This is a genomic window from Streptomyces sp. NPDC021225, from assembly GCF_044332865.1.
Taxonomy (GTDB): domain Bacteria; phylum Actinomycetota; class Actinomycetes; order Streptomycetales; family Streptomycetaceae; genus Streptomyces.
Window position 1 is genome coordinate 122,469 of sequence record NZ_JBIRPV010000013.1, and the last position, 18,766, is coordinate 141,234.

Consider the following 18,766-nt stretch of genomic DNA (forward strand, 5'->3'; position numbering starts at 1 on the left):
GACATGGAAAGGCCGCGGTGGGGGAGTGGCGCATGAGGTGAATCGCTGTTGAGGGGGACTGTAAAGAAAGGTTCCTATTCCGTCAACAGCTCTGCCATGGTTGGAGCGGGGGGTGTTGGCGTATCGCGGAAGGTAGGAGGTGTGTCCTGTTGAGTCAAGCATTGGTGCAGACTTAAGGGGCGTGGGAGATGTTCGAGACCCCGAATTGCCGCAACTGCCTGCGGGTTTGGGTTACTTGATGTGTGATGCATCGTCAGGTGGAGCGGTAGAGATCGGAGGACTTTTTGCGTACGCCCCATTGACCAGGCCCTGACACCTCGCAACTCTGCAACAGAACACCATGCTCACCCCACGCCCCTCATCGCCCGGCATCGACAGCTCGGGGAAGGAACCCCATGGGCCGCAGACCGCGCGGACGTCTTCGCGCCTGGCTGACCGCCTTACTGCTCGCCGTCGGCACCCTCGTCATGGCCGGTCCCGCGCCCGCGCGGGCCGAGGTCACGCACGCGCGCCAGCAGTGGCTGCGCGACTCCCAGGCAGGGCTCTTCCTGCACTGGGGCATGCGCACCTCGCCGGGCTACACCAGCTGCTCCGCCTGGGAGAAGGCGGTGACCGACGGCGGCTGGAGCGCCGGATACTGGGTCGGCGAGGCCAAGAAGCTGCACGCCAAATACCTGGTGCTGGCCTCGTTCCACAGCCGCCTGGGGTACGCGCGCGCCTGGCCGTCCGACATCCCCGGCAGCTGCTCCACCAAGCGGGACTTCCTGGGCGAGCTGATCAGCGCCGCCGACGCCCAGGGGCTGAAGGTCCTGCTCTATATGACCGACGACCCGCAGTGGCACGACGAGGGCGGCCATGAATGGCTGGATTCGGCCGGCTACTCCGCCTACAAGGGCCGCGATGTCGACCTGACCACCCGCGACGGGTTCGGCGAGTACAGCTATGACAACTTCGTCGAGGTCATGCGGAAGTACCCCAAGCTGTCCGGCTTCTGGATCGACAACGACAACGACTACTGGATCGACCACGGCCTCTACGAGAAGGTCCGCGCGGACCGCCCGGGCTGGCTGCTGAGCAACAACAACGAAGACACGCCGATCATGGACACGGTCAGCAACGAGCAGAAGACCGGCATGACCCCGGCCTACGACTACCCGCAGGCGATCTGGAGCCCCCAGCCCCGGCTGACCGAGGCCTGCTTCAAGCTCCCGAGCAGCGGCGCCTGGTGGTACAGCGGCACCGACTCCTCGGTGGACCAGGGGCTCACCCTCGGCCGGCTGATCGCCAACTCCGGGTCCTCCGTCAAATCGCTCATGGCCGAGACCGCGCAGGTGAACGGCAGATTCCCGAGTAAACAGGAAGCCTTCAACAACTTCGCCAAGACCTATCTGGACGCCATCTGGGGCTCTCTGAACGGCACCGAGGGCGGCGGCTACAGCTACGGCGGCCTCGCCCCCGGGGCCTGGAACGACGGGGCCCGCGGGGTGACCACGGTCTCCAAGGCGGACCCGGACCAGCACTTCGTACACGTCCTGACCAAGCCCTCCGGCTCCACGCTGACCCTGCGGGACAACGGCTACCGGGCCCAGCAGGTCACCGACTTCCGCACCGGCAAGCAGCTGAATTTCAGCCAGGGCGGCGGCAAGATCACCATCACCGGCATCGCCGACTGGGACCCCTACGACACGGTCCTCAAGGTCGAGACCGACGGCAGGCAGGGGCTGATCGCCGCCGACTCCATGACCGCGAGCGCGAGCGCCGCGGCGAGCGGACACCCGGCCTCCGCCGTCCTCGACGCCAACCCCCAGACCTACTGGGACAACAACACCAAGCTCCCGGTCTCGCTCACCCTCGATCTGCGCTCCGCCAAGAGCATGCGGTATCTGGCCGTCAACCAGCGGGAATGGTCGGTGAGTTACGCCCGCTCGGACACCGAGCAGTCCGCCCGCATCCGCGACTACCAGGTCCAGGTGTCCAGCGACGGCACCGACTGGGGGAGCGCCGTCAAGACCGGCACCCTCCCCAGCGCCCGCGGTGTGCAGTTCATCGACCTCCCCGCCACCACCAAGCGGTACGTCCGGCTCACCGTGAACAGCACCTGGGCCGCCGCCACCGACACCAAGCGCTACCAGAAGCTGCTCATCGACGAGGTGCGGGTCGGCTCCGGCTATGCGGGAAAGAGCTCCTGAGGCCCGTGAACACCTCGTCCATCACCCTCCGTGCGGATCCACGGGAATCCGTCCCGTGGATCACCCCCCAACACACAGGAAGGCAGGTACGGACATGAACGAAACCGTGCAGCGGACCGAACCCCAGTCGAGGCGGACGGCGGAGCAGACCCGCCCCCGCCCCGAGGAAACGGCCTGGCAGACCCCCGACTACGCGGTCGTGGACACCGCGTTGGAGGTCACCGCCTACTCGCTGACCAACCGCTGACGGCGCCGCCATGCTGCTGCGCGTGCTCGGCACCGCGGCGGGCGGCGGACTGCCCCAGTGGAACTGCGCGTGCCCCGGTTGCTCCGGGGCACGCGCCCACCCCGGCCGGCGCCGCCGCCACGCCTCCCTCGCCGTACGGGCCGCCGAGGGCCGCTGGTACCTCGTCAACGCCACCCCCGACCTCGGCGACCAGATCGAGGACTGCCCCGACCTGCACCCCGGGCCGCGGCGCCGCCACACCCCGCTGGCCGGAGTGGTCCTCACCGACGCGGAACTCGACCACACCCTCGGCATCGCCCGGCTCCGCGAGGCGGCCGACGGCGTGGATGTGCTCGCCACCGCCCCCGTGCGCCGGGCGCTGCTCGACGGCCTCCACCTCGGCGACGTCCTGGGCCCGTACACCACCCTGCGGTGGCGCCGGCTCGACACCGCTCCGGTGCCCCTCGCCGAGGGCTCGACCCTGACCGTCGGCGCCGTGCCGGTCTCCGCCAAACGCCCGCGCTACGCGGCCGGTATGGCGGCCGACGCGGCGGGGGACGACGCGTGGGTGGTGGCGCTGCGCCTGGCCGACCGGGACACCGGCCGGTCCCTCCTCTACGCCCCCGCCCTCGCCGTCTGGTCCGACACCTTCCAGCGGGCGGCCGCCGAGGCCGACTGCGTGATCGTCGACGGCACGTTCTGGGACGACGAGGAGCCCCGGCGCGCCGGGTTCTCCACCCGCACCGCCACCGGCATGGGACATCTGCCCATCGACGGCCCCGGCGGCACCGCCAAGCGGCTCGCCGAACTCCCGGCCCGCTGCCTCTACACCCATCTGAACAACACGAACCCCCTCGCCGACCCGGCGGCACCCCAGCACCAGGAGCTGGCCGCCATGGGCCTCGAGGTGGCAGCCGACGGGATGGTGATCGAGCTGTGAGCGACACACCTGCGTTCGAGGAGCGGCTGCGGACCGTGGCGCGCGAGCGCTACCACGACCGCCACCCCTTCAACATCCGTATGCACCAAGGGGAGTTGACCCCCGACGAGCTCCGCCGGTGGATCGCCAACCGCTTCCACTACCAGCGCCACATCCCCGTCAAGGACGCCCTGATCACCGCCAAGCTGGACACCCCGGCGCTGCGCCGGATGTGGCTGCGGCGCATCCAGGACCACGACGGCACGGTCGAGGGCGAGGGCGGGATCGAGCGGTGGCTCAGGCTCGGCGAGGCCGCGGGCCTGGACCGCTCCCGGCTGCTGGCGGGCCATGACGTGCTGCCGGGGGTGCGGCTCGCCGTCGACGGCTACGTCAACTTCTGCCGGCTGCGCCCCCCGCTGGAGGCGGTCGCCGCCTCGCTCACCGAGCTGTCGGCCCCGGACATCATGCGCACCCGCGTCGGCGCCTTCGAGCGCCACTACCGGTGGATCGACGGCGACGGGCTCGCCTACTTCCGCACCCGCGAGACCCAGGGGCGCCGGGACAGCCGGGAGGCCCTGGAGCTGGTGCTGTCGTGGGCGCGCACCGAGGAGGACCGGGAGCGGGCCGTGGCGGCGCTGTCCTTCAAATGCGAGGTGCTGTGGTCGCTGCTGGACGCGGTGGACCACGCCGACCCCAAGGAGGGGCCGTGACCGCCGACACGGCCAGGGAAGCCGGTACCACGACGGCCGCCACGCCCCCGTGGCGGCCCGCGCTCGCGCCGGTGGCCCACCTCCGCCACGACCGGGTGCGCGGGGTGGACCTGCTGGTGGTGCCCGAGCGGGTGGTCGTGCTGCACGGCACCGCGGGCGAGATCCTGCGGCTGTGCGACGGCGCTCGCGACCTCGACGCGATCGTCGCGGAACTGGCCGGGCGCTTCCCCGGCGCCCCCGTGGCCACCGAGGTCCCCGCCTTCCTCGACCGCCTCCGGCGGGAGGGCTGGCTGCGATGACCGACGCGCCGCCCCCCTGGGCCCTGCTGGCCGAGCTCACCCACGGCTGCCCGCTGCACTGCCCGTACTGCTCCAACCCGCTGGAGCTGGTCCGCCGCTCCCGGGAGCTGACCGGCGCGGAGTGGGCGGAGGTGATGCGCCAGGCCGGGGAGCTGGGCGTGGTGCACACCCATCTGTCGGGCGGCGAGCCGCTGCTGCGCGCCGACCTGGAGACGATCACCGCCGCCGCCGAGTCCGCCGGGATCTACACCCAGCTGGTCACCAGCGGCGTCGGGCTGACCGCGGCCCGGCTGGCGGCGCTGGTGGACGCCGGGCTGCGCGGCGTCCAGCTGTCCGTCCAGCACGCCGACCCGGGCGCCTCGGACCGCATCGCCGGGCGCCGGTCCTTCGCCGACAAGGAGCGGGCCGCCGCTCTGGTCCGTGAGACGGGGCTGCCGCTGGGCCTCAACATCGTGCTGCACCGCGACAACCTCGACGCGCTCGACGACCTGGTGGAGCTCGGGGTGTCCTGGGGCGCCCAGCGGATCGAGCTGGCCAACACCCAGTTCTACGGCTGGGCGCTGCGCAACCGCTCCGCGCTGCTGCCCACCCGGGAACAGCTGGAGCGGGCCCGTGAGGCCGTCGAGCGGTGGCGGGAGCGCCTGGGCGGCGGGACGGACCTGGTGTGGGTGGTCCCCGACTACTTCGACGGGGTCGCCAAGCCCTGCATGGGCGGCTGGGGAGCGGTCTCGCTCACCGTGGCGCCCGACGGCACCGCGCTGCCCTGCCCGGCGGCGGCCGCGCTCCCCGGTCTTGACCCGCCGAACGTACGCGACCACCCGCTGGACTGGATCTGGAACCACTCCGGCGCGTTCGCCCGCTACCGCGGCGAGAGCTGGATGAAGGAGCCGTGCCGGGGCTGCGCCCACCGCGCCGAGGACTTCGGCGGCTGCCGCTGCCAGGCGTACGCGCTGACCGGCGACGCGGCCGCCACGGACCCGGCCTGCGCGCTCTCCCCGGACCACGGCCTGATCCGCGCGCTCACCGGAGCCGCCCCGGCGGGTGCCGCCCGCTACGTCTACCGCAAGCCCGAGCGGGGGTGAGCCCGCTCCGGGTTTGGCGACGCCGCCCCCGCTTCCGTAAAGTTTCGCCGTTACCCACCCCACCACCACCTAGGGCTCCGCCCTGGAACGGGCGAAGCAGAAAGTGGCAGCGGCGAATGACGGTGACTGAAGACGGCCTGGCCGAGCAGGCGGGCATCGACCCGGAGCGCCTGGCGACCTGCCTGAGCGTGCTCGAGGAGCTCGACGAGCTGCCGGTGGACCACCCCGACGCCATCGCGGTGCGCCGCGCCACCTCCGGTATCTACCGGACGGTCAAGCAGCGCAGGCGCCAGGAGCGCCGGGCCGCGAAGACGGCCCACGACAAGGCGGTCACCGAGGCCACGGCCACCGGCGCCGCCGACCGCATCGACGACGAGACGCTGGGCCTGGCCCTGACCAGCTCGGTGACCACCCCGATCGCGGGCATCCTCCAGCGGCCCCGGTCCTGCTACACCTGCAAGACCCGCTATGTCGAGGTCGACGCCTTCTACCACCAGCTCTGCCAGGACTGCGCCACGAAGAACCGGGACCGGCGCGACGCGCGCACCGATCTCAGCGGGCGCCGGGCGCTGCTCACCGGCGGCCGGGCGAAGATCGGCATGTATATCGCGCTGCGGCTGCTGCGCGACGGCGCGCACACCACCATCACCACGCGCTTCCCGAACGACGCGATCCGGCGCTTCAAGGCCATGCCGGACAGCGGGGAGTGGCTGCACCGGCTGAAGGTCGTCGGCATCGATCTGCGGGACCCGGCCCAGGTGATCGCGCTGACCGACTCGGTGAGCGCGGCGGGTCCGCTGGACATCCTGATCAACAACGCGGCGCAGACCGTGCGCCGCACGCCCGCCGCGTACGCGGAGCTCATAGCGGGCGAATCGGCCGCGCTGCCCGCCGGGGAGCTGCCCGAGTCCGTCGTCCTGGGCGCGTTCGGCAGCGGCGCCCAGGCGGCTCTGCCGGGGCCGGCGGCCTCGCGCGAGGGCGCGCTGAGCGCGCAGGACCTCACCGCCCTCGCCCTGACCAGCGGCTCCGCCTCGCCCGCGCGGATCGAGGCGGGCACCGCGATCGACGCGGGCGGGCTGGTCCCCGACCTGGACTCCTCCAACACCTGGATCCAGCGGGTGGACGAGGTCGACCCGGTCGAGCTGCTCGAAGTGCAGCTGTGCAATGAGACGGCGCCGTTCATCCTGGTCAGCCGGTTGCGCCCGACGATGGCGGCCTCGCCCGCGCGGCGGAAGTACGTGGTGAACGTGTCCGCCATGGAGGGCAAGTTCAGCCGCGGCTACAAGGGCGCGGGCCATCCGCACACCAACATGGCCAAGGCCGCCCTCAACATGCTGACCCGCACCAGCGCCCGCGAGATGTTCGAGTCCGACGCCATCCTGATGACCAGCGTCGACACCGGATGGATCACCGACGAGCGCCCGCACCCCGACAAGATGCGGCTGGCGGCCGAGGGCTTCCACGCCCCGCTCGACCTCGTCGACGGCGCGGCCCGCGTCTATGACCCGATCGTGCGGGGCGAGGGCGGCGAGGACGTCTTCGGCTGCTTCCTGAAGGACTACGCCCCCACGGACTGGTAGGCGGTCAGTCGGCGCCCTCGACGATGCGGAAGTCCCGGTCCGCGCCGTCGCCCAGCACGGTCAGCGCCTTCTGGTAGTCCTCGCTGTCATGCGTGGCGACGGCCAGCTCGAAGCTGTCGAACTCGATGACGACCGTTCGCTCCGCCACCCCGGCCTCGTGGGCGACGACCTGTCCTCCGAGGGTGAGAAACCGCCCCTTGGCCTTCTCGACGACCGGGACGGCCAGCTTCACGTAGGCGGCCGACTTCGCGGGATCGGAGATCGAGCGGTAGGCGACGACCCAGTAGCCCTTGGACATGAGCGGACTCCTTCGGCTCGGCGGGAGGGGACGGCCGAGAGGCAACACAGGAGCAGCGGAACGGGAGTGGTCACGCGGGCTGGAGGGCGCCCCGGACCTTCACAATTTACCGCTGCCCCGGCCGCTCGGCGCGTCCGGAGACCGCGGAGACGTACACGCTCAGGCCGCCCGTGCCGGGCAGGGTGTGCCGCGTCCAGCCGCGGTCGCGCAGCGACGGCAGGCCGTGCCCGGGGGCGTGGCCGAACACCGCGGTCGGCTCGTGGGCGGCCCGGCGCAGCAGCGCGGACGCCGTGGTCGAGGTGTTGTTGCCGCGCACCTCGGCGGAGGCGCAGCCCGCCGCGTAGCCGATCGGCAGCGCGCGCGGTCCGGCCACCAGACACGGCGGCCGCAGCCCCAGCGCCCGCAGCCCGGCCGCCGCCCGCTGGTATCGCTCGGCGGTGGCGGCGGCCTGGTGCGTGGTGTCCGCGAGGACGGCGTACTGGCTCCCCAGCTGGAGCGCCAGCACGACCCCGAGGGCGGCCGCGACCGGCACCGGCGAGCGCCCGGCCCGCACCGCGCGCGCCGCGAGGGCGGCCAGGGGCAGGGCGAGCAGCGCGTAGGCGGGCAGCAGGAAGCGGGGCGCCGAGTAGTCGATGAGCAGCAGATACGGCACGGCCATCGAGGCGGCGCACACCACCGGCAGCACGGTCGCGGGCAGCGCCCGGCCGTGCCCGGCGCGATGGTCACGTACGGCCACGGCGAGCGCGGCGGCCGCCAGCAGCGGCAGGGCGAGCCACCACAGCGTCAGCTCCGGGTGGCGCAGCGGCACCTGGCACGGGCGGCACAGCAGCGGGCCGTCGAGGCTGCGCAGCGCGGTGCCCACGTTGAGCTGCGGCACCATCCCGCCCTCCGTGGCGCTGGAGGCCCGCAGCCGCGCCCCGACGCCGCCGAACCGCGCGTACGCCTCGGCGACCCAGGGCGCCGCGCCCAGCGCGAGCCCGCCCAGCAGCGCGGGCAGCGCGGGCCGCCACCGGCGTACGCACACCGCGGCCGCCAGCAGCGGCAGCCCGAGCCAGCCGCCGTCCGGCATCCGCAGCAGCGTGACCCCGGCCACGGCGGCGGCCAGCCACCAGCGGGCGCGCGGCTCGGCCGGGGCCCGCAGAAACCAGCCGACGGCGGCCACCGCGCCCAGCGCCACCCACAGGTTCGGCATCACCTGCGACCCGCAGATCTGGGTGATCCACAGCCCGGAGAACAACAGCGCGGCCAGTGCGGCGGTGCCCCGCCCCACCAGCGGCCCCCACACGCGGAAGACGGCGTACAGCGCGGCCGCCGACAGCAGGGCCAGCACCACCCGCAGCGCCACGACCGAGGAGGTCGCGGCGACCACGGGCGCGACGAGATAGCTGATGCCACGGGACCGCGGGGCGCTGAAGAAGGCCGCGGGACGGTGCGGATCCACCTGGGAGGCGTAGACGCTCTCGTCCCACAGCAGCCCACCGCCCATATGCGGCACGACCATGGCCAGCTGCACCACGGCGTACACCGCCGCGACGACCGCGAGCCACGGCACCTCCCGGCGCGCCCGCGCCGGGCTCTGCGCGGCGACGGGCCGCCCCACCACCGTCGCGGTCACGGCTCGCCCCGCCCGTCGGCTTCCCGCCGGGGTGCGGCGGCGTAAGCGGCCGCCGCCGACGCGCCGCGTCGCGCACGGGCCACCATCGGGACGCGGCCGCCGTCCGCCGCCGGGCGAGCGGCGCTCCGCCCGCGCCCGGGCATGGGCGGGGTGGTCCGGCCGCCGGAACCGCCGCTCACGGGCGCCTGGCGGGGACCGCTCATGGGCGCTTCGCGCCCGTCGCGGGGGCCGCGGGGAGCGGGCGGTCGGGGCGGGTCGCGCGGCGGACGGCGGTGAGCCAGCGGCGCGCCACGCCGCCCGCGCGCCGACGCGCCCGGGCCCGGCCGCGCTGCCAGCCGCGGGAGAGGCGGCTCGCCGCCAGGTCCTCGAAGAGGCGCTCGTAGCGCAGGGCGATCGGCGCGGGGTCGTAGGCCCACGCGCTCTCCAGCGCCGCCGCGCCCATCGCCCGCCGGGCCGGGGCGTCGTCGATGAGGTCCAGCAGCGCGCCGGCCAGGGCGTCCTTGTCGCCGGTCGGGACGAGCCGGCCGGTCACCCCGTCCTGGATGATCTCCGCCGGGCCGAGCGGGCAGTCCGTGCTGACCACGGGGACCCCGCAGCGCATCGCCTCGACGATCGTCATGCCGAAGGACTCGGCGTCCGAGGCGACCGCCACCAGCGACGCCTTGGCGAACTCCGCCTCGATCGGCGAGTGCGGCCCCATCAGCCGAGCGCTCTCCGCCAGGCCGAGCCGCTCGATGAGGGCCTGGAGCCGCTCCTCCTCGGCGCCCCCGCCGTAGATCCGCAGCCGCCACTCGGGGTGCTTGTCCGCGACCGCCGAGAACGCCTCGATCAGCAGGTCGAAGCGCTTGCCGCGGACCAGCCGCCCGGCCGCGGCGATGACCGGGGCGGTGCCGTCCGAGGGGCTGACCGGGGGCGCCGGCACGCTGTTGGGCACGGCGAGGGTCCGTACGCCCGGCAGGGGCATCTTCGCCCGGTAGACCGCCGCGTCCGCCTCCGTCGTGGTGACGACGGCGTCGAGGGTCCGGTAGTGGCGGGCGAGCTCGGCCCGCAGCGCCTTGCTGTGCGCGTCGTGCCGCAGATGCTCCTGGCCGATGCGCAGCGCGTGGCGCGGGGCGAACCGGGCTATGTAGACATTGGCGCCGGGGCGGGTGCCGATGATCACATCGGCGTCGCTGGCGCGCAGATACTCCGCGACCCGCTCGTCGTGCAGCCGGGTGTACTGGCGATGCCGCTTCTCGGCGGCGGGAAAGTCCCGGGCGGGCTCGCCGAACCGCGGGTCTTGCGCGTCGAGGCCGCTCGGACGCGTGTCAACCAGCGGGACGAGCCGCACCCGGGGGTCCACGGTGAAACGGGGCGTCTCACGGTGCCGCTGCATCGAGGCGATCTCCACATCGTGCCGCTCCGCCAGGGCCGCCGCCAGGTTCAGCGTGGTCCTGATCGTCCCGCCGATCGCGTAGACGTTGTGGAGCAGGAAGGCGATCTTCATATGGTGTCTCTCCGACGGTGACGGCACCGGGGACCGAAACCCCCGGATCGTTGTGAACACCATGGCCGGGCACGGTAAGCCGGCCGCCAGAACGAGGTGAGAGCAGGGTAAGAAGCCAGGCCACCGGGGTGCCCGGCGGCGCCCGCACCCCGCCGGGCTTGGCAGACTCGGGGTGTGACGACGTACAACACCGTGCTGCTCGCCGAGGACGACCGGGCCATCCGGCAGGCGCTCGAGCGCGCCCTGGCGCTGGAGGGCTACCAGGTCACCGCCGTCCCCGACGGCATCGAGGCGCTGGCCGCCGTCCACCGCGAGCGCCCGGACGTGATCGTGCTGGATGTGATGATGCCGGGCCTGGACGGGCTCCAGGTGTGCCGGGTGCTGCGCGCGGAAGGCGACCGCACCCCGATCCTCATGCTGACCGCCCGGGTGGAGACCGCCGACCGGATCGAGGGGCTCGACGCGGGCGCCGACGACTATGTGGCCAAGCCCTTCGACGTGGACGAGGTCTTCGCCCGGCTGCGCGCCCTGCTGCGCCGCGCCGCCCCGGTCGCCCCGGCGGCGGCCGAGGAGGAGAGCGGGCCGGAGGACGGCACGGCGGAGGTGGCGGATCTGCGCCTGGACCCCTCGGCCCGGCGGGTCTGGCGGGGCGGGGAGGAGCTGGAGCTCACCCGCACCGAGTTCGACCTGCTGGAGCTGCTGGTGCGCAACAGCGGCATCGTGCTGGACCACGCCACGATCTACGACCGCATATGGGGCTATGACTTCGGCCCCGGATCGAAGAACCTCGCCGTCTACATCGGCTATCTGCGGCGCAAGGTGGACCACCCCGGGCTGGTCCCGCTCATCCACACCGTACGGGGCGTCGGCTACACCCTCCGGGAGGCGTGACCGTGCCGCTCCCGCGCCCGCGCCGCCCCAGATCCAGCCTGCGCATCACCTTCGCGATCTCCTTCGCCGCGGTGGCCGCCGCCGTCACCCTCCTGGTCGGCTTCCTCAGCTACGACGCGGCGGCCGGGCTGGTGCGGGTCGACCAGCAGAGCGTCTTCGGCGAGGTCATCCACGATCTGCGGAGCCAGGTCCGGCAGCAGCCGCTCGGCTACGAGGACTTCGTCCAGACCGACCCCGACCACGACGGCCCGCGCGACGACCTCCGCCGCCCCACCCGTACCGACGTCCAGATCATCCGCCCCACGGGCACCGTCGCCGACCGGGGGAGCCCCGCCCTGCCGGTGGGCGCCGCCGAGCGCCGGATGGCGGCGTCCCGCACGGCGGGCCTGGTGGAGCGGCGGGACGTCGAGATCGGCGATGAGCGGTTCCGGATGGCCACCGTCTCGCTCGGCGCCGGCCGGGGCGCGGTGCAGGTGGCGCAGCAGTTCAGCGACAGCGAGGACCTGCTGCGGGAGCTTCAGAAGCGCACGGCGCTGTTCGTGGGCGCGGCCATCGTGGCGGCCGGGGTGGCCGGATGGTGGCTGGCGGGGCGCATCACCCGGCGCCTGGTGCGGCTGACCGGGGTCGCCGAGAGCGTGACGGCCACCGGGCGGATGGATGTGGCGGTGCCGGTCGCCGGGGAGGACGAGGTGGGTCGGCTGGGGCGGGCCTTCGACGGCATGCTCGGCCAGCTCGCGCGCTCCAAGGACGACCAGCGGCGGCTGGTCCAGGACGCCGGGCACGAGCTGCGCACCCCGCTCACCTCGCTGCGGACCAACATCTCGCTGCTGCGCCGCTTCGAGGAGCTGCCGCCGTCGACCCGCGAGGAGTTGCTGGCCGATCTCACCGGGGAGACCCGGGAGCTGACCGACCTGGTCAACGAGCTGGTCAGCCTGGCGGCCGGGCAGCGCGACGACGAGCCGCGGGCGGCCACCTCGCTCGGCGAGGTGGCACACCGGGCCGCCGGTCTGGCCCGCCGCCGCACCGGCCGGGAGATCGTGGTGACCGCGGACGACAGTGTGGTGGACGGGCGCTCGGCGTCCCTCCAGCGCGCCATCACCAACCTGGTGGAGAACGCGGCCAAGTTCGACCAGGAGGGCACCGCGCCCATCGAGGTGGTGATCGACGGCGGCCGGGTGGCGGTGCTGGACCGGGGGCCCGGCGTGGCCGAGGAGGACCGCCACCGGGTCTTCGACCGCTTCTACCGCGCCCCCGGCGCCCGCAGCCTGCCCGGCTCCGGGCTCGGCCTGGCCATCGTCCGGGAGGTGGCCGCCGCCCATGGCGGCACGGTCTTCGCCGAGCGGCGGGCGGGCGGCGGCGCGGTCATGGGCTTCACGGTCGGCGAACCGCCCCCGGCCGCCGCCGGGAGGCCCCCCACGACGAGGCGGGACGGCCCGGGATGAGCCGGGATTCGTCGAGCGGGGGGAGCCTCAGGGCTTGCGGGCCACGCCGGCCCAGAAGGAGACCTCCTCGTCGGTGACCGTGACCGGGCCGTCGGGCCACCACCGGTGCGGAGGCACGATCCCCGGCTCGATGAGTTCCAGACCGTGGAAGAACTTCTCGATCTCGCCCTTGGTGCGCAGCTGGGCCTCGATGCCGCCCTTGCGGTAGATCGCGACCGCCGCGTCCACGCTCGCCTTGTCGAAGTCCGGCGAGCTGTGGCTGATCTCGAGAAAGCTGCCCGAGGGCAGGGCGTCCATCAGCCGCTCCACGATCTCGTACGTCCCGTACTGGTCCGGGATGAAGTGCAGCGTCGCGTTGATCGACAGCGCCACGGGCTCGCTCAGATCGAGCGTCTCCAGCAGCTCCGGCGAGCCCAGGATGGTCTCGGGCTCGCGGACGTCGGCCTCGATGTAGGCGGTGCGCCCCTCGGGCGTGCCGTGCAGCAGGGCCTGGGCGTACGCCAGCACGATGGGGTCGTTGTCGGCGTAGACGACCCGGGCGTCCGGGGCGATGCTCTGGGCGACCTGGTGGAGATTGGGCGCGGTCGGGATGGCGGTCCCGATGTCCAGGAACTGCCGGATCCCCGCCTCGCTCACCAGCCAGCGGGTCGCCCGATGCATGAAGGCGCGGTTGCTCCGGGCACACGGGATGATGCCCGGATAGACCTCCATGACCTTGCGGGCGGCCTCCTCGTCGACCTGGTAGTGGTCCTTGCCGCCGAGGTAGTAGTCGTACATCCGCGCCGAGTGCGGCTTCGTGGTGTCGATGTGCATCCGGTTCATGGCTTGCGCGCCACTCCCACCCAGAACGAGACATCGGCGCTGTCGAGCGCGCGCTCACCGTCCGGCCGCCACAGATGCGGCTCGGCCACACCCGGCTCGATGAGCTCCAGGCCCTCGAAAAACACCTCGACCTCGTTTCTGCTGCGCACCTGGGCGGGGATGCCGCCCTGGCGGTAGACGTCGATGACCCTCTCCCAGGTCTCCGGGGCGAAGTCCGGGGTGCAGTGGGTCAGGATCAGATAGCTGCCCGAGGGCAGGGGGTCCACCAGCTGCCGGACGACGTCGTACGGCTTGTCGTCGTCCGGGATGAAGTGGAACAGGGCGTTCATGGACAGCGCCACCGGCTTGCTCAGGTCGAGCGTCTCGTGCAGCTCGGCGGCGCCCAGGATGCGCTCGGGTTCGCGCACGTCCGCCTGGATGTAGGTGGTGCGGCCCTCGGGGGTGCCGTTCAGCAGGGCCTGCGCGTAGGCGAGGACGATGGGGTCGTTGTCGGCGTAGACGACCCGGGCGTCCGGGGCCACGGACTGGGCGACCTGGTGGAGGTTGGGCGCGGTGGGGATGCCGGTGCCGATGTCGAGGAACTGCCGGATCCCGGCCTCGCCCGCCAGCCAGCGGGTCGCCCGGTGCATGAACGAACGGTTCTCCCGCGCGCATGTCCTGACGCCCGGGAAGACCGCCATGACATGGGCCGCGGCCTCCTCGTCGACCTGGTAGTGGTCCTTGCCGCCGAGGTAGTAGTCGTACATCCGCGCCGAGTGCGGCTTCGTGGTGTCGATGTTGAGGGGGTTCATGGGGTTCGTCGGGTTCATGGCTTGCGGGCCACTCCCGCCCACATGGATATGTCGGCGCTGCGGATGTCCTCCGGGCGGTCGCCGGCCTCGGGCTTCCAGAAGTGCGGCTCCGAGACGCCGGGGTCGACGAGCTCCATGCCCTCGAAGAAGCGCGCGACCTCGGTCTTGGAGCGCGTGATGAAGGGAATCCCGCTCTCCTTGTAGACCTCGATGACCTTCCGCCAGGTGTCCGCGGAGAAGTCGTGCGTGGAGTGCGACATCATCAGGTAGCTGCCCGAGGGGAGCGCGTCCACCAGCTCGCGCACGATCTCGTACGGCTTCGCCTCCTCCGGGATGAAGTGGAAGAGCGCGTTCACGGACATGGCCACCGGCTTGTCCAGGTCCAGCGTCTCCAGCAGCTCCGGAGCCGTGATGATCTTCTGGGGCTCGCGGACGTCGGCCTCGACATAGGCGGTACGCCCTTCCGGCGTGCCGTTCAGCAGGGCCTGGGCGTACACCAGCACGATCGGGTCGTTGTCGGTGTACACGACCCGGGCGTCCGGGGCCACGGACTGGGCGACCTGGTGGAGGTTGGGCGCGGTGGGGATGCCGGTGCCGATGTCGAGGAACTGCCGGATCCCGGCCTCGCCCGCCAGCCAGCGGGTCGCCCGGTGGATGAACCCCCGGTTGACCCGGGCGTTGAGCTTGACCGTCGGGTGGACGGCCAGCACCTTGGCGGCCGCCTCCGCGTCCACCTCGTAGTGGTCCTTGCCATTGAGGTAGTAGTCGTACATCCGGGCCGAATGCGGCTTGGTCGTGTCGATCCGGCCCCGGCCGAGGTCTTGCTCGCTCATGCGGCGGCCCTCCGTTCTGCTGCGGTACCCGCCGAGGTGGTCAGGTTCGGTTCTGTACGGGTGAGAAGGAAGTCCGCGGCGCCCGCCTTGGCGCCCTGGATGAACTTCTCGATCTCAAGAGGCGTGTAGATCAGCGCGGGGCCGTCGGGGTCGGTCGACTGGCGCAGGGCCACGCGGCCGTCGCTCAGCTTCATGACCTCGACGCAGGCGCCGCCGTTGGGGCCGCTCCAGGGCTTGCGCCAGCCTTCCGCACCGAGATGCTTGGCCGGCATGCCGTTGTAAATGTGATCCACCTGATCCACGGTCAGAGCTCCTTGCGAATCTCACGGAGAAAGGCCTCCGTGCGTCGCGCCGGTGTGGCCTGGGTGCCCATTCGGTCGAGGGCCTCCAAGTAGGCGGCCACGTCCGCGCGTTCGTCGAGATAAGCTGCGCCGGTCAGTCCCTCGGTGTAGACGATGTCCGGCAGTTCCGGGATATGGAACCGGAAGAGCTGGAACGGTCCGCCCATGGCCGGGTGGGGTCCGGCGGCGAACGGCACCACCTGCAAGGTGACGTTCGGCATCTGGATGGCCTCGATGAGGCGGTCGACCTGCGCGCGCATGACGTCCGGGCCGCCGATGGGCAGGCGGAACACCGGCTCGTCCATGACGACCCACAGATGGGGTCCGTCGGGTCGGTTCAGCAGTTCCTGACGCTCCATCCGCAGGGCGACCCGTCGGTCGAGCTCCTTGGGGTCGGCCTGCGGAAATCCGATGCTCAGCAGCGCTCGTGCGTAGTCTTCGGTCTGTAGCAGCCCGGGGATGAAGTGGGGTTCGTACGCGCGGATGCGGCTCGCCGCCCCCTCCAGGCTCACATAGAGGCTGAACCAGTCCGGCAGGACATCGCGGAAGCGATGCCACCAGCCGGGTCTGTTGGCGTCCTCGGCCAGGGAGAGGAAGGCCTCGATCTCCTCCTGCTCGGCCCCGTAGGTCTGAAGCAGCTTCTCGACGTACGGAAGCTTCAGGCCGACCTCGGCCTTCTCCATCCTGCGCACCGTCGTCTGGTTGACGTGCAGCGCCTTCGCGGCCTGGTCATAGCTGACGCCGGCCTTCTCGCGAAGGTCGCGCAGGCGCATGCCGAGAACCATCTGCCCGACAGTCGGGGCAGACCGCGCTTCACCCACGCCTTACCTCCTCGGACGGTCTCGTGGGCTCAGTGTGCCATGCTCGGGATGAACCCGAACAGAGTGCTTTGGCTATTCTGCATTTTGCAGAACGCCGCTTGCCAACTGGCGCCTACAGCACGATAGTGATGGGGTGCCGGGTCTCAATGTGGCTGGCGCGTAGCCGACTTGCGGCATTCGAACCCCCCACCGGTAGACGGAAGGCGAACGGCCGTGGCACTGCCTCAACGCACGACGATGGCCCGCCCCACCATGCTCCTCGGCGGCCATGACGCCGGGTTCCGCCAGGAGAGGTTCCAACTGCCCGCGCAGGGCGCCTCCGTGGCCGCGGCCCGCCACCGGGTCCGCACCCGGGTGCCGGGATGGGGTTTCTGCGAGGACGTCTGCGACGCCGCCGAGCTGGTGATGTCCGAGCTGTTCACCAACGCCCTCGTGCACACCGGCAGCGAGCAGATCCTGTGCGTGCTGCGGGCGGAGGCCCGGCGCACGCTGTACGTCGAGGTGGCCGACCAGGGCGGCGGATCCGCCGGCCCCGCCCCGCGCCAGGCGGGCGCGGAGGACGAGGGCGGCCGGGGCCTCGCCCTGGTGCGGGCCATGGCCGCGGCGTGGGGGGACCGGCCCGGACTGAACGGCGGCCGGGTGGTGTGGGCCCAGCTGAGCGGGGTCGTCTGACCGCGCAGTCTGACCGGAGAGCCTGACCGGACAGGGCCTAGCATGGCGGGGTGTCCGCCGTACCACGCCGCCGTCTCCTGACGCTCACGGCCGGCGCCCTCGCGACAGGACCCCTCCAGGGATGTTCCGGCGACGGCCCGCCCGACCGGGTCCGGCTGGCCACGGGCCCGCGCGGCGGCCCGTACGCGACCTTCGGCAGCCGGCTGGCCGACGAGGTGCACCGGGCCCATGACCGGCTCACGGTGCGCGTGCTCACCACCGCGGCGAGCGTGGAGAATCTGCGGTTGCTGGCCGACGGAAGCGCCGATCTCGGTATGGCCCTCGCCGACAGCGCGGCCGACGCCACCGCGGGCCGCGGCAGCTTCTCCCGCCCGGCGCCGGTCGCGGCGCTCGCCCGGCTCTACCTCAACTATCTCCATCTCGTGGTGCCCGCCGACTCGCCGATCAGGGAGCCCGGACACCTGGCCGGGCGCACGGTGTCCCTCAGCGCCGCCGAGTCCGGCACCTCGGTGACCGCCGGGCGGGTGCTCGCCGTGGCGGGCGTACGCCGCGTCCGCTCCGTACAGCTGGGCCTCGACGAGTCCATCACCGCGCTGAAGGCGCGGGAGGTGGCCGCGTTCTTCTGGTCGGGCGGCGCGCCGACCCGGGCGATCGCGCAACTCGCCCGGCGGTATCGCGTGCGCCTCGTCCCCCTCGGCGGCCTCGCGCCCGCGCTGCGCCGCGAGCACGGCCCCGTCTACGAGAGCGTGTCCATCCCCGCCGGGGTCTACGGCCTGCGCGCCCCGACCTCGACCGTCGGCACCCCCAGCTACCTGGTCTGCCGCACCGCCCTCGCCGCCGACACGGCCCGCGCCGTCACCGGCGTCCTGTTCGAGGCCCGCGCCCGCCTTCCCGTCCCGGACGCCCCCGGCAGCCGGCTCGACGAGCGGTACGCGATCGGCACGGGCACGGTGCCCCTGCACCGGGGCGCGGCGGCGTACTACCGCGCGGTCTACGGCTGAGCGGCCTTGTCCCGCGCGGGGCGCGTCTCTTCACGGCCCGGCGCGGCGGGGAGGCGAACGGTCAGGAGCGGCAGGAAGCAGCCGACGAGAGGCCCCATGCACAGCGCGACGAGTACGGTCCCGGCCCCGAGGGTTCCGCCGAGCATCCAGCCGATGCCGGCGACGGCGATGTCGAGGCCGGTGCGTACCACCGCGATGGGCAGGCGGGTGAGCCGGACAAGCCCGGTCATGACGCCGTCGCGTGGACCAGGTCCGAACTGTGCGCCGAGGTAGAGCGCGTCGAAGAAGGCCAGCGCGAGGAGGCCGACGACGAGGTAACCGATCTCGGCGAGTGCCCCCTGAGGGGTGGGGAGCACGGCCGCGGTGGCGTCCGCGGCGAAGCCGACGATCGCGACATTGAGGAGTGTGCCAAGACCCGGTGGTTCGCGCAGAGGTATCCAGGCGAGAAGCACCAGGAGCGCGGTCAGGTTGGTGGCCCAGCCGAACGAGATGCCGAGCGTCCTGGCCGTGCCGTCCGTGAGCACGCTCCAGCTGGCCGTGCCGAGACCGGACCGGACGAGCACCATGACGGCGGCGCCGTACCCCACCAGGCCGACCAGGAGCTGGGGGATGCGACGAGCCGTCCGGCCCGCCCGGACCTGGGCGAAGGCGTTCATGCGCACCATCACAGGGCGGTCGTGACGGGCCGGGACGGGCGGGTGCGCGGTGGAAGCAGGAGGAGCCATGGCGTAAGCCTCCGCGCCATCTG

At 72.6% G+C, this 18,766-nt stretch carries 20 protein-coding genes; 11 read left to right on the forward strand and 9 right to left on the reverse strand.

Annotation, left to right across the window (positions count from 1 at the left end):
* Positions 1 to 395 precede the first annotated feature (395 nt).
* From ACH4S9_RS38500 to ACH4S9_RS38530, 7 genes are all read left to right on the forward strand, one after another.
* The gene (locus ACH4S9_RS38500; protein WP_398376327.1) at positions 396 to 2,189 is read left to right on the forward strand and encodes a discoidin domain-containing protein; all 1,794 of its coding nucleotides are present in this window, start codon (positions 396 to 398) and stop codon (positions 2,187 to 2,189) included.
* A gap of 94 nt (positions 2,190 to 2,283) precedes the next feature.
* Positions 2,284 to 2,436 (forward strand): pyrroloquinoline quinone precursor peptide PqqA, encoded by a 153-nt coding sequence (gene pqqA / locus ACH4S9_RS38505; protein ID WP_311726876.1) that lies wholly within the window; start codon positions 2,284 to 2,286, stop codon positions 2,434 to 2,436.
* 10 nt (positions 2,437 to 2,446) lie between these two features.
* On the forward strand, positions 2,447 to 3,355 hold the full coding sequence (gene pqqB, locus ACH4S9_RS38510; protein ID WP_398376328.1) for a pyrroloquinoline quinone biosynthesis protein PqqB: 909 nt from the start codon (positions 2,447 to 2,449) through the stop codon (positions 3,353 to 3,355).
* Positions 3,352 to 4,044 carry a pyrroloquinoline-quinone synthase PqqC gene (gene pqqC / locus ACH4S9_RS38515; RefSeq protein ID WP_398376329.1) on the forward strand — a complete coding sequence of 231 codons (693 nt, stop codon included), beginning with the start codon at positions 3,352 to 3,354 and terminating at the stop codon, positions 4,042 to 4,044. Before pqqB ends, pqqC begins: the two co-directional genes overlap by 4 nt.
* Positions 4,041 to 4,343, forward strand: coding sequence for a pyrroloquinoline quinone biosynthesis peptide chaperone PqqD (gene pqqD / locus ACH4S9_RS38520; RefSeq protein WP_311726981.1), 303 nt, complete (start codon positions 4,041 to 4,043; stop codon positions 4,341 to 4,343). Before pqqC ends, pqqD begins: the two co-directional genes overlap by 4 nt.
* Complete coding sequence (gene pqqE / locus ACH4S9_RS38525; protein WP_311726873.1) at positions 4,340 to 5,425, forward strand: pyrroloquinoline quinone biosynthesis protein PqqE; 1,086 nt, start codon at positions 4,340 to 4,342, stop codon at positions 5,423 to 5,425. The genes pqqD and pqqE overlap by 4 nt, the downstream gene beginning before the upstream one ends.
* A gap of 116 nt (positions 5,426 to 5,541) precedes the next feature.
* Positions 5,542 to 7,005, forward strand: a complete 1,464-nt coding sequence (locus tag ACH4S9_RS38530; protein WP_385351374.1) for an SDR family NAD(P)-dependent oxidoreductase — start codon at positions 5,542 to 5,544, stop codon at positions 7,003 to 7,005.
* A 4-nt stretch (positions 7,006 to 7,009) separates the two neighbouring features.
* Here ACH4S9_RS38530 and ACH4S9_RS38535 read toward each other — a convergent pair whose 3' ends face one another.
* The 3 genes from ACH4S9_RS38535 to ACH4S9_RS38545 form a co-directional block, all read right to left on the reverse strand.
* Positions 7,010 to 7,303, reverse strand: a complete 294-nt coding sequence (locus tag ACH4S9_RS38535) for a DUF1330 domain-containing protein (RefSeq protein ID WP_014174690.1) — start codon at positions 7,301 to 7,303, stop codon at positions 7,010 to 7,012.
* 106 nt (positions 7,304 to 7,409) lie between these two features.
* Complete coding sequence (locus ACH4S9_RS38540) at positions 7,410 to 8,918, reverse strand: hypothetical protein (RefSeq protein ID WP_398376333.1); 1,509 nt, start codon at positions 8,916 to 8,918, stop codon at positions 7,410 to 7,412.
* 199 nt (positions 8,919 to 9,117) lie between these two features.
* A complete protein-coding gene (locus ACH4S9_RS38545) occupies positions 9,118 to 10,404 on the reverse strand; it encodes a glycosyltransferase family 4 protein (RefSeq protein ID WP_398376335.1) in 1,287 nt (428 codons plus the stop codon).
* Positions 10,405 to 10,578: 174 nt separating this feature from the next.
* Between ACH4S9_RS38545 and ACH4S9_RS38550 the strand changes: the two genes are divergently transcribed.
* Together ACH4S9_RS38550 and ACH4S9_RS38555 are read left to right on the forward strand one after the other, a co-directional pair.
* A complete protein-coding gene (locus ACH4S9_RS38550; protein WP_385351382.1) occupies positions 10,579 to 11,295 on the forward strand; it encodes a response regulator transcription factor in 717 nt (238 codons plus the stop codon).
* A gap of 2 nt (positions 11,296 to 11,297) precedes the next feature.
* A complete protein-coding gene (locus tag ACH4S9_RS38555; RefSeq protein WP_361185362.1) occupies positions 11,298 to 12,737 on the forward strand; it encodes a HAMP domain-containing sensor histidine kinase in 1,440 nt (479 codons plus the stop codon).
* Positions 12,738 to 12,764: 27 nt separating this feature from the next.
* Here ACH4S9_RS38555 and ACH4S9_RS38560 read toward each other — a convergent pair whose 3' ends face one another.
* Genes ACH4S9_RS38560 through ACH4S9_RS38580 form a run of 5 tightly spaced genes read right to left on the reverse strand, consistent with a single transcriptional unit; the run spans position 12,765 to position 16,345 of the window.
* Positions 12,765 to 13,559 carry an SAM-dependent methyltransferase gene (locus ACH4S9_RS38560; RefSeq protein ID WP_311726867.1) on the reverse strand — a complete coding sequence of 265 codons (795 nt, stop codon included), beginning with the start codon at positions 13,557 to 13,559 and terminating at the stop codon, positions 12,765 to 12,767.
* Positions 13,556 to 14,368: an SAM-dependent methyltransferase gene (locus ACH4S9_RS38565; RefSeq protein ID WP_398376338.1), complete on the reverse strand. Its 813-nt coding sequence runs from the start codon at positions 14,366 to 14,368 to the stop codon at positions 13,556 to 13,558. The genes ACH4S9_RS38560 and ACH4S9_RS38565 overlap by 4 nt, the downstream gene beginning before the upstream one ends.
* The gene (locus ACH4S9_RS38570; RefSeq protein WP_361185249.1) at positions 14,365 to 15,183 is read right to left on the reverse strand and encodes an SAM-dependent methyltransferase; all 819 of its coding nucleotides are present in this window, start codon (positions 15,181 to 15,183) and stop codon (positions 14,365 to 14,367) included. Before ACH4S9_RS38570 ends, ACH4S9_RS38565 begins: the two co-directional genes overlap by 4 nt.
* Positions 15,180 to 15,455, reverse strand: a complete 276-nt coding sequence (locus tag ACH4S9_RS38575) for a DUF397 domain-containing protein (RefSeq protein ID WP_385351410.1) — start codon at positions 15,453 to 15,455, stop codon at positions 15,180 to 15,182. Before ACH4S9_RS38575 ends, ACH4S9_RS38570 begins: the two co-directional genes overlap by 4 nt.
* A gap of 32 nt (positions 15,456 to 15,487) precedes the next feature.
* A complete protein-coding gene (locus ACH4S9_RS38580; RefSeq protein ID WP_385351390.1) occupies positions 15,488 to 16,345 on the reverse strand; it encodes a helix-turn-helix domain-containing protein in 858 nt (285 codons plus the stop codon).
* A 213-nt stretch (positions 16,346 to 16,558) separates the two neighbouring features.
* Here ACH4S9_RS38580 and ACH4S9_RS38585 point away from each other — a divergent pair, with 213 nt between their 5' ends.
* Together ACH4S9_RS38585 and ACH4S9_RS38590 are read left to right on the forward strand one after the other, a co-directional pair.
* Positions 16,559 to 17,017, forward strand: coding sequence for an ATP-binding protein (locus tag ACH4S9_RS38585; RefSeq protein WP_398376340.1), 459 nt, complete (start codon positions 16,559 to 16,561; stop codon positions 17,015 to 17,017).
* A gap of 50 nt (positions 17,018 to 17,067) precedes the next feature.
* Positions 17,068 to 18,018, forward strand: a complete 951-nt coding sequence (locus ACH4S9_RS38590) for a TAXI family TRAP transporter solute-binding subunit (protein ID WP_311726860.1) — start codon at positions 17,068 to 17,070, stop codon at positions 18,016 to 18,018.
* Here the strand turns inward: ACH4S9_RS38590 and ACH4S9_RS38595 are convergent.
* Complete coding sequence (locus ACH4S9_RS38595; RefSeq protein WP_398376342.1) at positions 18,009 to 18,743, reverse strand: YitT family protein; 735 nt, start codon at positions 18,741 to 18,743, stop codon at positions 18,009 to 18,011. The two genes, ACH4S9_RS38590 and ACH4S9_RS38595, sit on opposite strands and share 10 nt — an antisense overlap.
* Positions 18,744 to 18,766 lie beyond the last annotated feature (23 nt).

Coding starts and splice junctions, on each gene's coding strand:
- ACH4S9_RS38500 (WP_398376327.1), top strand. CDS start 396: ATGGGCCGCAGACCGCGCGGACGTCTTCGCGCCTGGCTGACCGCCTTA.
- pqqA (WP_311726876.1), top strand. CDS start 2,284: ATGAACGAAACCGTGCAGCGGACCGAACCCCAGTCGAGGCGGACGGCG.
- pqqB (WP_398376328.1), top strand. CDS start 2,447: ATGCTGCTGCGCGTGCTCGGCACCGCGGCGGGCGGCGGACTGCCCCAG.
- pqqE (WP_311726873.1), top strand. CDS start 4,340: ATGACCGACGCGCCGCCCCCCTGGGCCCTGCTGGCCGAGCTCACCCAC.
- ACH4S9_RS38530 (WP_385351374.1), top strand. CDS start 5,542: ATGACGGTGACTGAAGACGGCCTGGCCGAGCAGGCGGGCATCGACCCG.
- ACH4S9_RS38535 (WP_014174690.1), bottom strand. CDS start 7,303: ATGTCCAAGGGCTACTGGGTCGTCGCCTACCGCTCGATCTCCGATCCC.
- ACH4S9_RS38545 (WP_398376335.1), bottom strand. CDS start 10,404: ATGAAGATCGCCTTCCTGCTCCACAACGTCTACGCGATCGGCGGGACG.
- ACH4S9_RS38560 (WP_311726867.1), bottom strand. CDS start 13,559: ATGAACCGGATGCACATCGACACCACGAAGCCGCACTCGGCGCGGATG.
- ACH4S9_RS38565 (WP_398376338.1), bottom strand. CDS start 14,368: ATGAACCCGACGAACCCCATGAACCCCCTCAACATCGACACCACGAAG.
- ACH4S9_RS38570 (WP_361185249.1), bottom strand. CDS start 15,183: ATGAGCGAGCAAGACCTCGGCCGGGGCCGGATCGACACGACCAAGCCG.
- ACH4S9_RS38575 (WP_385351410.1), bottom strand. CDS start 15,455: ATGCCGGCCAAGCATCTCGGTGCGGAAGGCTGGCGCAAGCCCTGGAGC.
- ACH4S9_RS38595 (WP_398376342.1), bottom strand. CDS start 18,743: ATGGCTCCTCCTGCTTCCACCGCGCACCCGCCCGTCCCGGCCCGTCAC.